The organism is Streptomyces sp. NBC_01445 (genome assembly GCF_035918235.1).
GTDB lineage: Bacteria > Actinomycetota > Actinomycetes > Streptomycetales > Streptomycetaceae > Streptomyces.
The window spans coordinates 688,334-700,998 of record NZ_CP109486.1 but is presented as its reverse complement, the minus strand read 5'-3'; the positions used below and the strand labels follow the sequence as shown (position 1 = coordinate 700,998).

Sequence of the window (12,665 nt, the reverse complement as noted above, 5' to 3'; positions counted from 1 at the left end):
CGTTGCTCTCAACAAAGTGCGGTGCGCAGTCGTCGCCGGCAGATGACGGCGCAGCCAAGGGTGACGAACGCGTGGTGGATGTCGTCGCGGATCTCCCAGCGGATACGCAGGCGGCGGAACCAGTGCAGCAGCGCGATCGCTCCTTCCACGACCCAGCGGTACACGCCCAGGCCGGAGCAGTGCCCCGTGCCGCGCCGGGCGATGTGTGAGGTGATCTGGAACCGGCGGACCTCGTCCCGGTAGACCTCGTGGTCACAGCCGCGGTCGGCGTACAGGCGCTCGGCGCGGCGCAGTGGCAGGCCGCGCCTACCGCGGATCGGCGGGACGGCCTGGATCAGCGGGATCAGTTGGGTGACGTCGTTGCGGCAGCCGCCGGTGGTGACTGCCGCGAGCGGGATGCCGTGCGCCTCGACGATGGCCACCGCGTGTTGTGGCACGCCAGCTGGCCACTCTGAGCGTCGCAGATGGCCGGCCCGACGAACCCGCTGCCGGTCAGCAGCTGATCGGGGGGTTACCGGAAGCGACTCGGCAGAAGTCCGACCCGAGTCCGCCGTCGACGGTGCCGGCGTTCGGGCCGACGAAGATGGAGTCGCCATCGGCGGCGCCGAGGATCCTGCCGTTCGCCGTGGTACCGGCGTTGGCCATGATGAAGTCGCCGCCGGCGCCGCCGTCGACGGTACCGGCAACGATGCCGTTGATGACGATGTAGTCGCTGCCGCCCAAGCCGCTGACGCTATCGCCCGAGGCAAGGGCGCCGCAGCTGATGTTGTCGGAGCCGGCAGTACCACTGACGGTCGTACCGGACACGGGACGGCCGTTGACCGTACATGAAGTCAGGGCTTGTGCCGGCGTTGCGGTCAGGGCGAGGGGAGCGGCCACGAGGGTGGCGGCGCACAGCGTACGCATCACGTGTCTGATCATGTAATGAGTGGCTCACGATGATTTCATGATCGCAATGCTGGGCCATCGGTGACCCTACCGTTCGAGGCAGTTTGCCACCCGGACAGGCCGCCGGAGCTGACGGTCGATCGACGACGCCATGACCCTCGGCTGCGCCCACCCGATGGGTCCGCTCGCGCTGGCCGACCTCATCGGGCTCGATACCGTCCAGACGATCACCGAGTCGATGCACGCCGAGTTCAAGGAGCCGCGGTACTCGCCCGCGCCGCTGCTGCTGCGCGTGGTCGAGGCGGGGCTGCCTGCCGCGTTGATCGGGATTGCCTCGCAACCGGACGACACCGCCGACCGCATCGGCCCCAGGGCGTAAACCCGTGGGCCGATGCCCGCGCGAGTGATCAATCGGTGGGCCGATGCTGCGCGAGAGGGGCACATGACAGCGTTCCACTCGTGCCCACGGACCGGCCGTCGCGGCACGAGTGACGATCCGTCACCACGGGAGGGCCCATGACCACCACGCCGCTCATCAACCGCAAGCGCATGACGCGCCGCCACATGCTGGGAGCCGCGCTGGCAGCCGGGGCCGCCGTGCCTCTTGCCGCCGTCGCCGGCCCCGCGTGGGCGGACCCGGCCGCGGCCGCCCACGCCTCGACGCGACTCAGGCTGCCCGCGCCGACCGGGCCGCACCCGGTGGGCACGGTCCAGCTGCACCTCGTCGACCGGTCGCGGCCGGACGACATCGCGGGCCCCGGGCACTTTCGCGAGCTGATGGCCACCGTCTGGTACCCCGCCCGGGACGTCGAGCGGTATCCGGTGGCGCCTTGGATGCCGGCCGGCGCACTTCAGGCGTTCCTCGCCGACGCGGGGTTCAGCGCTCTGGCCTCCCGGGGGCCGCTCACTGCCGGCCACGTGGGCGCTCCGGTGCGGCGGTCGGGCCGACGACTGCCCGTCGTCGTGTTCTCGCACGGCGCGCACAGCCACCAGGGCGACCACACCGTCATGGTCCAAGAGCTCGCCAGCCACGGATACGCGGCTGTGACGGTGGCCCACCAGTACGACACGTACACCGAGTTCCCCGACGGTCGGATCGCCGTCCCGCTCCACGACAGGCAGGCGCCGACGCTGCCCGGGGACTTCGCCGCTGACCTGCGCTTCGTCCTCGACTGCGTCGAGCAGCTCGCCGCCGGATGCAATCCGGACGTCGACCAGAAGGAGCTGCCGGCCGGGCTGCTCGGCTCCCTCGACCCGCGGCGCATGGGCGCGTTCGGCTGGTCGAAGGGCGGGACGGCCACCGCCTGCGCCACGCTCGCGGACGAGCGCATCCGGGCCGGGCTGAGCCTCGACGGCCCGATGCAGATGAACCCGCCGCTGGCCGGCGACCTGGACCGGCCGTTCATGATGATGACCGCCGAGTTCACCCGGGCCACGGATCCCGAGGCCGCCGCATTCTGGTCGCACCTGCGGGGTCGGCGGCTGAACATCCAGGCCCAGGGCGCCGTCCACGCCTCGTACGGCGACAACGAGGCGCTGTTCCCACAGGTGGCGAAGCTGTTCGGATGGAGCGGGCAGCAGCTCCAGGACGTGATCGGCACCCTCGATCCCGACCAGGCGGTGAAGATCCAGCAGGCGTACCCGCTCGCGTTCTTCGACGAGCACCTGCGCCACCGTCGGGGGCATCTGCTCGACGGGCCGTCCCCAGCCTTCCCGGCAGTGACGTTCCTCCCCTGAGTACCCGGGACCGCAGCACCGCGGCCCCTCGCAGGCGCTTGGGGGAGCAGGACGACTGGCCCCGGACCATCTCGGCGGTGACACCCACACCCAGCTCCGCTTGGCCCGACCACTCGCCGAGGACCTCCACCGCCCCTGGGAACGACCCGCCGAACCGCGCCGACTCACCCCCGCTCGCGTCCGCCGTGGGTGCCGGCACCTCCGGGGGAAGGCCGCCCTCCCGCACGCGCGCCGAAACCCTCCCGGCCAGGCCCCGGACGCCCACCAGGACACAAAACCGCAGACCGGCCCCCCGCTACGAGCCCGGGAAGACCGTGAAACGAGTCGAAACCCTCACCACTCACGTCCGCTTGAGGCAGCAACAGGGTTAAACAACAAGCTGAGAAGCCGTTGTCTTTCCGATCAGGGGGACATCGGATCGAGGATCAGTTGGCTGGACGGCCGCGCAGGCTACTGGGGCCGTCGGAGGTCGCCGATGCGGCGTAGTTCAGGGTGGTCGACGTCGTCGTTGCCGATGACGATGCTTGCTCGCGTGGCCGGGTCGGTTTCGGCCAGGTAGTGCCGACAGGCTGCGTGGTAGCGGTTGTCGAAGGCATTCTCGGCCTGTTCAAGTCCGCCGAAGAGCGCGGCGTCCCGCGTAGTGCCGCGTCGGCGGGCGACGAGGAAGCTGGTGTCGGCGAACACGACCTCATCCCACAGGTGGGCCAGTTCACTGCGTTGGAGGAAGCTGCCGTCCACGATCAGCACCGCTTCGGCCGGCGCGGTGACTGGGGGTTCGTCGATCTGCCGGTCGCTGGCCAGGTCGATGATGCGACCGCGGTAGCGGCGGTCGCCGCCTGGGCCCATCGGTGTGAGCACTGTCCGTGCGAACGCGGGAAAGTCGTAGGCGTCCTGGTAGTAGCCGACTGCTGAGTCGCGGCCCTGCCGGTGGCGGTGGGCGCGCGGGTGGTGGAACCCGTCCATGGACAGGTGAATCGCGGGTCGGCCACGACCGGCGACCGCAGATGACAGTGCACGCGCCAGGGTCGTCTTTCCTGCGGCGGTGATGCCGTCCACCGCGACACGAAGCGGATGCCCGGGGTCCTGGGCCGTAAGGTGATCGGCGATCCGGCCAATGACCTGATCGCGGGTGGGTTGGCCCGAGCAATCGTCAGGCGGGATCGCACTGGTCCTGATCAGTTCTGCCACCCCGCGGATCCTACAATGTGCTGGCGTCAGCAAGCTGATCGGAAGGTCACCGCCGCGGTTGAGAGGGACTTCGTCTCCCTCTCACACACCGCAGCCCTGGCCGTGATGACCGCGGTCCAAGCCGACCGGACCGGCCTCTCCGCCGGTCGGCGAGAGGCCGTCGATGTCTGTCGGCGCTATCTGACCGGTCACCTCGACCAGCTCCGCTATGACATCGCCCTGGTCGATCTCCACCGGCGCCGTACAGTGCCCTGCGGGCACCTGATCGGCGGACTCGACATCACCGGTGCCCGCTGGGGACTGCACGGCGCCGAAGCCGTCCTCAAACTCCGCACCCTGATCGACAACGGCGACTTCGACTCCTACTGGCGTCACCACACCGCGCGTGAGCATCAGCGGCTCTATCCGGCATCCGACCAGCAGGGTTACGCGCTCACCGTTTGATCACTGGGCTGCCTACGAACAGACTGCACCAGTGAACTCCGACCTGCCTGCCTTCCGTTACCACCCCGATCCGCTCGCCAGCGGGTCGATCCGCGAGAGCGCGGAGACATGTGTGTGCTGCAGCCGCGCCATGGGGTGGATCTACACCGCGACCTTCTACACCGCCCAAGACGTCAGCGGACATTTCTGCCCCTGGTGCATCGCGGACGGCAGCGCGGCTGAACGGTTCGCCGGCGAGTTCATGGACTCCTACGGACTCGACGGCGTCAGCGAGGAGACCCTGTACGAGGTGACCCGCCGCACTCCCGGCTTCCATGCCTGGCAGGATCCGCACTGGCTCGTCCACTGCCACGACGCGGCAGCCTTCATCGGCGAGGTCGGATACAGCGAACTGGCAGCCCACCCCGAGGCCCTCGACCAGCTCAGGCAAGACCTGCGCATGAACGGCTGGCACGACGCAGCCCAACTCGAGCAGTTCCTGACCCAACTCGGTGCAGGGGCCACGGCCATGCTCTTCCGCTGCACCGTCTGCGGCACCCACCTCGCCTACGCCGACGCCTCATAATCGCCACTTGGCCCGGCATCCCGCGAGATCGAACCGATCGCCTCTTCAAAGGCCCGCACCCATCGGCTTCCGCCGTCAGGTGAGGGACCAACCGTTGGCGAAGTCGCATTGGGTAGCGGTCCACCGGCGCTGGTCGGCGGGCGTGTACCCGGGATTTTCACGAAGGTGTGGGAGGGCGTTGACCCAGCGCTCCCAAGGGCCGTCGGGTGCTGTGAATCGGGTGGCGTACTCGGTGCCGAGCTGGTCGTCGAGGCGCAGGAGTGCGCCGAGGGCATCCGGTTGGTCGTAGCGGAGGTCGAGCTGTGGCAGGTAGCGGTCCAGGTACGCGATCAGGATCTCGGCGTCCTCGTGTGTGCCGAGGCGGGCCGGGGCGAAGCAGTACCCCCGTCCTGCGTAGGTGAGTTCGCTGGCGAGCAGCAGGTCGCCGATCTGCTGGCGAAACTTGTGGCGCTGGGCCACGCCGACCAGCCAGGATGCGGTGAGGCGGGCTCGCCACTCGAAGCCGAAGAGCGCGGCCAGTTCGTCGTCCGTGATCGTGGCGGCGTCGTGGAGCAGGTCGCGCACGAATCGATTGCGAATGGCGTCTTCCCGGCGGGTGAAGCGGCCGCTGAGTATCTCGCCGTATCGGCTGAGGCGGCTGGACCGGCTGTGGCCCGTCGTGACGTAGCGCTCGATGACGTACCCGTATCCGGTCTCTGCCGGGTGCTGGATAGGCATGCGCGTCACCTTCCGCGCGGCGTGAGTCGGACGAGGCCGAACGAGGTGCGTGGGTTCGGCTCGACATACGCGTACTCGGCCGCGTAGACCCCGGGGGGCAAGTAGATGGGCAGGTGATTGTCCGGCTGGTGGTCAGGCAGATCGGTGCCGGACCAGGCAGCGTCGAAGAGGACGACCGGGCCGCCGGCAAGGGTCCACTGCACGGGGGATTGCCATGCGGCCAAGGTGAGGGCGGGTTCGAGTGCGGCGAGGATGTCGCTCTCGGAGTCGGCTCCGCTCCACCGGATGAAGAGCATGCGGTCGGGCAGGAAGGTTGTGGTGTCGGGGCTGTCGGCCAGTACCAGGGCCTCGGCGTTCCCCACGTGCAGCGTGCCTATGTAGTCGTCGATTTGGCAGGCCCGGCCGTAGTCGCCCCAGCCGCTGCACTCGTCTGCGCTCGTGGCCTGCGTATCCGTACACCAAGAAGCCAGGGCCGATTCGGGCACGACGACCAGCGGGCCGCCACCGGACTCGACCCACAACAGCGGCTTGTGCGGAGTGGCATCAGACATGCCGGGAAGGCTAACCGGCGATCATCTACGGGTGGAGATCGGTGCGGTCGATCCACGTAATGGTGACGACGATGCTCTCGTCGCAGGGAGCTTCTGTGGCTTCGAGCAGCGCCCATTCGCGGGCCGACTCGACCAACTCCGGCCAAGGTCTTTCCCAGTTGAGCTGCCAGTCCAGGTCGGGGCCCGAGATGCCGTATGTCCGGTCGCCTTCGATCTTCCAGAACTGGCTGTAGAGGACGAGCTGATCATGGTCGGCAAGGTCGTTGACGACTTCGATGTAGTGAGCAGACGGCCAGGCAAGCGCACCGAAGCTGGTCATGCTGCACAGTCGGGCCGTCAATGGGGGTACGACCGGATGGCGGGCCCCGAGTTCTGTGAGCGCAAACCGGAAGCCCACTGGCTCGCTCCAGTCCGGTGGCTTCGCCCGCTCCACGCAGGCGCGGTATGCGCGCCACAAGGGCTCAACCGCGCCCCTGATCCCCAGGTCCGCGAGGGCCAGCGCCGCCCACTCCCGCACGGTGCTGTTGTCACTGGCCAACAACTCGATCAGTGCGGGGCCGCAGCGTGGGTCTCTGACCTCCTCGAAGACCTCAATGGCGGTCAGCTGGCCGAAGCTGCCGAGGGACGGTAGGCCGTCGATGATGACAGGGATGGCGGGGTGTCCGATGTGGATCAGCTCGGCGCGGGCATCCATGGACTCTTCCGCAGCGCCGTCCATCTGCTGGACGAGGGCTGCGATTCGGGATGCCATGCGCGGTTCCTCTCGGGAGTGGGTTGGCTCATTTCGTGTCAGGCGAGGTGACTCGGCGCCAGAAGGTTGGCAGCCACCAGCACAGCACGGAACGGTCCTCGGGCCATGGGGCCCGCTCCGCACCGTCCCAGTCCTCGAAGGAGTCGCGGGACTGATCGATGGGGCGCCACGCCGGGTCGAGCGGCTCGTCGGGCGCCGGCAGCCGTACGTACTGTCGGCCATGGCGGTCGCAGGCGCTGAATTCCTGGTAGTTCTGCTGGGCCTCGATAAGGGACACGCGGTTGGCTCCGCCAGACATCGTGGGCCACCGGAACTGAACGCCATCGTCTTCCCAGAAGCAGATGGGACAGATCTCGTAGGAGCCGGGCATCTCATCGAGGACGAGATGCCCGCAGCACGGACACGGAAATGGGCTGGTCATCGGCGCAGTGTGGACGATGACTCACCCGCCTCACCACGGGGTTTCCGAACTCACCCGGCCCATGCCGTGCGTGAGCGATGCGTGAGCGGACGGGGAAGCACACGTTGGATCAAGCGTCACGGGCGTAAGCAGCGCCGTGCTCCTGGCTAGGTGATCAATTCCAAGGGATGCCTGCGGAGGGTGTGGGGTGGGCGGCGGCCGAAGTCACCGCGAGACGGTCAGGCGGCGGCCTGCCGGCCCTGGTTGTCGAGGTGGCAGCGGGCGGTCAGGCGTCAGGGTCGACTTCGGGGTGCGTGAACCGTACGGGCTTGCCCAGCGACCGGGCATAGGCGATTTCGGCTCGGGTGCTGTCTCCGATGTAGTCGCCGACTACGAGCACCTCATCAGCGAGCCGGATCTTCGCCCGGTGCAGATCGTCGAGTCGAACCTTCAGCGCCTCGGCCTCGACAGGATCGGACCAAAGTTCGTGCGGCGACTTCATGTCACAGCCCGGTTTGACGACAATCTTTCCGGCTTTGGTCTCCCGCAGATCGGCCTCGGTCATCTCGGTCATGAAGCGGGTGGAGCCGCAGATCACGACGATGCGCGGGAGGCTCAACAGCTTCTTCGCGTCGGCGAGTTTCTCCTCGGGGGTGAGCAGTTGCGGGTATGACACTGGTTCCTCCTGGTGGTGTGGTCCAAGGGGTGCCTGCGGAGACGAGAACGAGGGTGTCCAAGATCGTTTTGTGACGAACGACGTGGACACCCTCGCGACAGCACTCTATGCGACGACCGACGACATGCTGAAGGAGCATCCCAACAGCAGGATTCTGACCTGGGGTTTCTGTGCGAGGCGGGGCTGCGCAGTGGGGCTGTTCACGCATCGCCGCCGCTTCCACCGGCCCCCGTGCGCAGCGCCGGGGCGAGCTGCTTACAACTCACCGCTCCACTGCTCGTGTTCCTCGGCGAGTCGCGCCTCGTCGACTTGTTGGTGTCGTACGGATTCGACCCAGGCCGCGACGAGTCCGCCGAAAGTCTCGATGTTGTTGATGCCAAGCGTCTCGTCGACGGCGAACAGCGCGAGTAGTTCGTCTGCGGCCGGGGTTCCCCGGTCGCACTCTGGGCACAGCACTGCCTCGCGTAGTCCGGACATGGCCTCGCCGCGCTTGTTCGTCCACGTCTGCGCGAAGCTGGCTTTGAGCACGCTCTGTTCACCGCAGGCCCGGCACGCGTCCATGTCGTCGAGTTGGATGATGACGTCGTTTTCGTCAGCCGGTGCAGTCATGCGATGCCCTGCCAGGTGTCCTGGCCGAAGCTGCCCTTGATGTCGGACGCGATCGTGCCGGCGTTCACTGTTTCCTGCAGGACATACACGGTGGTTTTCCGGGGTCCTTGGATGGCCAGGCGGACCGGGTTGGGGCCGGGGTGGGCGAGCAGGATGCGTTTGAGTTCCTGTACGGAGGGATCGTTGACTCGGTGGTAGGGCAGGTGGAGTTGGATGGGCGCGGCGCCGCTGCGTTCGGCGGAGGTCACGTCGAGGACCTGGAGCTCCTGTCCGGCGAGGTTGATGGTGCCGTCACGGTCGTTGAGGCGGCCCAGGACGGAGACCACGCTGTCCGGGACGAGTGCTCCCATGACGAGCTGGTAGGTGGCGGGGAAGAACAGTACTTCCAGCTGGCCGTCTCGGTCTGCGAGGTTGACGATGGCCCAGGGGTTGCCTTGCTTGGTCATCTTCGGCTGCACGCTGGTGATGAGTCCGGCCAGCCGTACGACGCCTTCGGTTCGGCCGGAGGCGATCAAGTCGGGGATCGTGGTGTCGCGATGGCCCGCCAGGATGCTCTCTGTGCCGTCCAAGGGGTGTGCGGAGACGTACATGCCGAGCATCTCCCGCTCGGTCGACAGGAGTTGCTTGCGCGGCCACTCGCCTTCGTCGATCTGGATGTCGACACCGAAGGCCGGAGTGCCGTCGTCGCCTCCGTCTCCGCCCAGGCCGGCGAACAAGTCGTCTTGCCCGTACGCGGCGGCCTTCTTCACGGGTACGACCGCGTCGATGGCGTATTCGTGGGCCGCAGTGAGGCCCTTGCGGGTATGGCCGAGTGAGTCGAAGGCGCCGGCCTTGATGAGTGATTCGATCGCCCGCTTGTTGAGGGCGGGCAGGTCGACCTTGTCCAGGAAGTCGGCGAAGTTGCCGAACTTCCCGCCCGCCTTGCGGCCCGCGACGATCGACTCGATGACGTTGTCGCCGACATTGCGGACCGACCGCAGGCCGAAGCGGACGTCGTCGCCGATGGCCGCGAACTCGGCGACGGATTCGTTGACGTCCGGCTGCAGGACGGTGACCCCCATTTTGCGGGCGTCGGCCAGGTAGATGCCGGCCTTGTCCTTGTCGTCGCCGACGGAGGTCAGCAGCGCGGCCATGTACTCGGCCGGGTAGTTGGCCTTGAGGTACGCGGTCCAGTACGAGACGAGCCCGTATCCGGCGGTGTGGGACTTGTTGAACGCATAGCCGGAGAAGGGGAGCATGACGTCCCACAGAGCCTTGATGGACTCCTCCGAGTAGCCGTTGCCCTGCATGCCTGCGTGGAACTTCTCCCACTCGGCGGCCAGGACCTCGGGCTTCTTCTTGCCCATGGCGCGGCGCAGCAGGTCGGCGCCGCCGAGGGTGTAGCCGGCGAGCTGGCGGGCGATGGCCATGATCTGCTCTTGGTAGATGAGCAGATGGAAGGTGTTCCCGAGGATCGGCTCGAGGGCCTTCTCCAGCTCGGGGTGGATCGGCTGGATCTCCTGGCGGCCGGTCTTGCGGTGCGCGTAGTTCATGTGCGCGTTCGCGGCCATCGGGCCGGGGCGGTACAGGGCGAGGGCGGCTGCGATGTCTTCGAACCGGGTCGGCTCCATGGCTTTGAGCAGTGTGCGCATGCCGCCGCCGTCGAGCTGGAAGACGCCGAAGGTGTCGCCCGAGGCGAGGAGTTCGTATGTGGTCTTGTCGTCGAGAGGGATGACGACCTGGTCGGTGACGTCGCCGTTGCCCGGGTCGACGGTGGCCAGACGGATACCGCGGTTCTCACGGATGTTCTGGATGGCGTGGTCGATGACGCCGAGGTTCCGCAGACCCAGGAAGTCCATCTTGACGAGCCCCATGTTTTCGCAACTGGGGTAGTCGAAGCCGGTGATCTTGACGCCGTCCTTGGCCCGCATGTGCAGCGGGATCCGGTCGGTCAGCTTGGTCTTGGAGAGGATGACGGCGGCCGCGTGCACTCCGGTGCCGCGGGTCAGGCCCTCGACGCCCTTGGCCGTGTCGATGACCTTCTTGACGTCGGGTTCGTTCTCGTACAGCGCCCGGATCTCGCCGCATTCGCCGTAGCGCGGGTGCGTGGAGTCGAAGATGCCGTCGAGGGGGATGGACTTGCCCATGATGTCGTCGGGCAGGGCCTTGGTGATGCGCTCGCCGTGCTGGAAGGGATAGCCCAGGATGCGCGAGCTGTCCTTGATCGCGTTCTTGGCCTTGATCTTGCCGAACGTGTTGACCATGGCGGTGTACTCGTCGCCGTACTTGTCGACGACGTAGCGGACCATGAAGTCGCGCTGACGGTCGTCGAAGTCGAGGTCGACATCCGGAGGGTTGATGCGCTCCGGGTTGAGGAACCGCTCGAACAGCAGGCCGTGCTCCAGCGGGCACAGCTCGGTGATGCGGGTCGCGTACGCCACGATCGAACCGGTGGCCGATCCACGGCCCGGCCCCACCGGCACGTTGTTGTCGCGGGCGTACTTGCAGATGTCGGCGACCACGAGGAAGTAGGAGGAGAACCCCATCGGACCGATGATGCTCATCTCGGTCTCGAACCGCTCCAGGACCTCGGCCGGGACGGGGTCCCCGTACCGCATGGCGAGGCCCTTCATGACCTCCTTGCGCAGCCACGACTCCTGAGTCTCCCCGTCGGGAACATCAGGGAACTGCGGCATCTCGTCGATGTTGTCGAAGACCTCGCCGTACGCCTCGACACGCTCCGCGATCAGAAGCGTGTTGTCACACGCCTCGGGCATCTCGGCGAACAGAGCGCGCATCTCGTCCGCGGTCTTGAGGTAGTAGTCGTTCCCCGAGAACCGGAATCGCTTCTCGTCGGCTTTGTTCTTGCCCACGCCGATACACAGGAGGTTGTCGTGCGCGTCCGCCTGGTCCGCGTGGACGTAGTGCGCATCGTTGGTGGCCAGGAGCGGAATGTTCAGGTCCTTGGCCAGGCGCAGCAGCCCGTCCCTGACGTCCCGCTCGATGGACAGGCCGTGATCCATCAGCTCGAGGAAGTAGTTCTCCCGGCCGAAGATGTCCTGATACGAGGCCGCGACCTGCCGGGCCTCGTCGTACTGCTTCAGCCGCAGACGGGTCTGGATCGCACCCGAGGGGCAGCCGGTCGTCGCAATGATCCCGTCGGAGTGCTCGCTGATCAGCTCCATGTCCATGCGGGGCTTGCCGGCCGGGAACTGCCCCGTATAGCTGGCTTCCGTCGACAGGTAGAAGAGGTTGCGCAGGCCCCTCACGTTCTGCGCCCACATCGTCATGTGCGTGAAGCGGCCGCCGCCCGAGACGTCCTTGGACCCTTCACCGTCGTCGGACATCGCCCGCTGCCCACCGGGTCCCCAGAACTCCTGCTTCCGGTTCCGACGCGAGGACGGGGCGACGTACGCCTCGATCCCGATGATCGGCTTGACGCCGTCAAAGCCCTTGGACACCTGATGGAACTCGTACGCACCGAACATGTTGCCGTGGTCGCTCATCGCGACCGCGGGCATGCCCTGACGCTCGACTTCGCCGAACATCGGCTTGAGCTTCTGAGCCCCGTCAAGCATCGAGTATTCGGTGTGATTGTGCAGGTGAACAAAGCTGTCAGCCACCGGGCAGGCACCTCCGAAGGGGTCGCGGGAAGCCCTCACCCTAGCCCCGAGACCAAGATCAAATTCGGCTTCGCTGCCCCTTCCGGAGCCTCACCGAATGACGCGGCCGTGATGGCCTCGCGGTATGACCGGGAGAGATATTTACACTCGGGCGTGGCGCCGATCCATGCCAGGGGCTCGCCTGAGGCTTGCACAATTAGGAGAAATGATCACGCCTTGGACTCTGTGGCCGCCGCGCGGACCGGACGCCGCGCTCGGAGAGCAACAGCCCCGATTTCCAAGCGCATATGGGCAGCGTGCGCCCCACGCACTCTGGGGTGCGCTGCACTCCTCAACGGCTGCAGTCAGCAGGCCGAGGCCGACCGTAGTGTCGACCGTCACGACTTCTGAACTTGAATGAGTGATGTCGGCTTGTTTGCTGTCAGCTGCCCATGGTCATGACGGTGCCTGCGAGGCAGCTCTTCGCTGTATACGGCGCGCCAGCGTCTTAGGACGGAAGGGCTGCCGACCACCTCCTTGCCTCTTCGCCGAGCAGCC

At 67.0% G+C, this 12,665-nt stretch carries 13 protein-coding genes and 2 pseudogenes; 5 read left to right on the top strand and 10 right to left on the bottom strand.

Going from position 1 to position 12,665, the window contains the following annotated elements; translation table 11 throughout:
- Window positions 1-8: 8 nt before the first annotated feature.
- On the bottom strand, window positions 9-596 hold the full coding sequence (locus tag OG574_RS51495) for a transposase (protein ID WP_326779263.1): 588 nt from the start codon (window positions 594-596) through the stop codon (window positions 9-11).
- On the bottom strand, window positions 493-807 hold the full coding sequence (locus tag OG574_RS51490) for a hypothetical protein (RefSeq protein ID WP_326779262.1): 315 nt from the start codon (window positions 805-807) through the stop codon (window positions 493-495). The genes OG574_RS51495 and OG574_RS51490 overlap by 104 nt, the downstream gene beginning before the upstream one ends.
- 220 nt (window positions 808-1,027) lie before the next feature.
- Between OG574_RS51490 and OG574_RS51485 the strand changes: the two are divergent.
- The 3 genes and pseudogenes from OG574_RS51485 to OG574_RS51475 form a co-directional block, all read left to right on the top strand.
- Window positions 1,028-1,267, top strand: a pseudogene (locus OG574_RS51485) (3-hydroxyacyl-CoA dehydrogenase family protein); the annotation flags it as partial.
- A gap of 137 nt (window positions 1,268-1,404) precedes the next feature.
- Window positions 1,405-2,625, top strand: coding sequence for an alpha/beta hydrolase family protein (locus OG574_RS51480; RefSeq protein ID WP_326779261.1), 1,221 nt, complete (start codon window positions 1,405-1,407; stop codon window positions 2,623-2,625).
- 85 nt (window positions 2,626-2,710) lie between these two features.
- Window positions 2,711-2,996: pseudogene (locus OG574_RS51475) on the top strand (NF041680 family putative transposase); the annotation flags it as partial.
- A gap of 79 nt (window positions 2,997-3,075) precedes the next feature.
- Here the strand turns inward: OG574_RS51475 and OG574_RS51470 are convergent.
- Window positions 3,076-3,588: a uridine kinase gene (locus OG574_RS51470; protein ID WP_326779260.1), complete on the bottom strand. Its 513-nt coding sequence runs from the start codon at window positions 3,586-3,588 to the stop codon at window positions 3,076-3,078.
- Between the two features lie 330 nt (window positions 3,589-3,918).
- Here OG574_RS51470 and OG574_RS53010 point away from each other — a divergent pair, with 330 nt between their 5' ends.
- A complete protein-coding gene (locus tag OG574_RS53010; protein WP_442816968.1) occupies window positions 3,919-4,257 on the top strand; it encodes a hypothetical protein in 339 nt (112 codons plus the stop codon).
- A gap of 31 nt (window positions 4,258-4,288) precedes the next feature.
- Window positions 4,289-4,822 (top strand): CbrC family protein, encoded by a 534-nt coding sequence (locus tag OG574_RS51460; RefSeq protein ID WP_326779259.1) that lies wholly within the window; start codon window positions 4,289-4,291, stop codon window positions 4,820-4,822.
- Window positions 4,823-4,897: 75 nt separating this feature from the next.
- Here the strand turns inward: OG574_RS51460 and OG574_RS51455 are convergent, their stop codons facing one another.
- From OG574_RS51455 to dnaE, 7 genes are all read right to left on the bottom strand, one after another.
- Window positions 4,898-5,539, bottom strand: a complete 642-nt coding sequence (locus OG574_RS51455) for a DUF6000 family protein (protein WP_326779258.1) — start codon at window positions 5,537-5,539, stop codon at window positions 4,898-4,900.
- A 5-nt stretch (window positions 5,540-5,544) separates the two neighbouring features.
- A complete protein-coding gene (locus OG574_RS51450; protein ID WP_326779257.1) occupies window positions 5,545-6,090 on the bottom strand; it encodes an Imm21 family immunity protein in 546 nt (181 codons plus the stop codon).
- A gap of 25 nt (window positions 6,091-6,115) precedes the next feature.
- On the bottom strand, window positions 6,116-6,841 hold the full coding sequence (locus OG574_RS51445; protein ID WP_326779256.1) for a HEAT repeat domain-containing protein: 726 nt from the start codon (window positions 6,839-6,841) through the stop codon (window positions 6,116-6,118).
- Window positions 6,842-6,869: 28 nt separating this feature from the next.
- Window positions 6,870-7,262, bottom strand: a complete 393-nt coding sequence (locus OG574_RS51440; protein WP_326779255.1) for a CPCC family cysteine-rich protein — start codon at window positions 7,260-7,262, stop codon at window positions 6,870-6,872.
- 265 nt (window positions 7,263-7,527) lie between these two features.
- Complete coding sequence (locus tag OG574_RS51435; protein WP_059420476.1) at window positions 7,528-7,917, bottom strand: hypothetical protein; 390 nt, start codon at window positions 7,915-7,917, stop codon at window positions 7,528-7,530.
- Between the two features lie 255 nt (window positions 7,918-8,172).
- On the bottom strand, window positions 8,173-8,526 hold the full coding sequence (locus OG574_RS51430) for a DUF6300 family protein (RefSeq protein WP_326779254.1): 354 nt from the start codon (window positions 8,524-8,526) through the stop codon (window positions 8,173-8,175).
- Window positions 8,523-12,128 (bottom strand): DNA polymerase III subunit alpha, encoded by a 3,606-nt coding sequence (gene dnaE, locus OG574_RS51425; protein WP_326779253.1) that lies wholly within the window; start codon window positions 12,126-12,128, stop codon window positions 8,523-8,525. Before dnaE ends, OG574_RS51430 begins: the two co-directional genes overlap by 4 nt.
- Window positions 12,129-12,665 lie beyond the last annotated feature (537 nt).

What these genes read in the sequence shown, in the direction of transcription:
- OG574_RS51445 (WP_326779256.1), bottom strand. Translation starts at nt 6,841, where the DNA reads ATGGCATCCCGAATCGCAGCCCTCGTCCAGCAGATGGACGGCGCTGCG.
- OG574_RS53010 (WP_442816968.1), top strand. Translation starts at nt 3,919, where the DNA reads ATGACCGCGGTCCAAGCCGACCGGACCGGCCTCTCCGCCGGTCGGCGA.
- OG574_RS51495 (WP_326779263.1), bottom strand. Translation starts at nt 596, where the DNA reads ATGGCGACTCCATCTTCGTCGGCCCGAACGCCGGCACCGTCGACGGCG.
- OG574_RS51470 (WP_326779260.1), bottom strand. Translation starts at nt 3,588, where the DNA reads ATGGACGGGTTCCACCACCCGCGCGCCCACCGCCACCGGCAGGGCCGC.
- OG574_RS51455 (WP_326779258.1), bottom strand. Translation starts at nt 5,539, where the DNA reads ATGCCTATCCAGCACCCGGCAGAGACCGGATACGGGTACGTCATCGAG.
- OG574_RS51450 (WP_326779257.1), bottom strand. Translation starts at nt 6,090, where the DNA reads ATGTCTGATGCCACTCCGCACAAGCCGCTGTTGTGGGTCGAGTCCGGT.
- OG574_RS51430 (WP_326779254.1), bottom strand. Translation starts at nt 8,526, where the DNA reads ATGACTGCACCGGCTGACGAAAACGACGTCATCATCCAACTCGACGAC.
- OG574_RS51480 (WP_326779261.1), top strand. Translation starts at nt 1,405, where the DNA reads ATGACCACCACGCCGCTCATCAACCGCAAGCGCATGACGCGCCGCCAC.
- OG574_RS51440 (WP_326779255.1), bottom strand. Translation starts at nt 7,262, where the DNA reads ATGACCAGCCCATTTCCGTGTCCGTGCTGCGGGCATCTCGTCCTCGAT.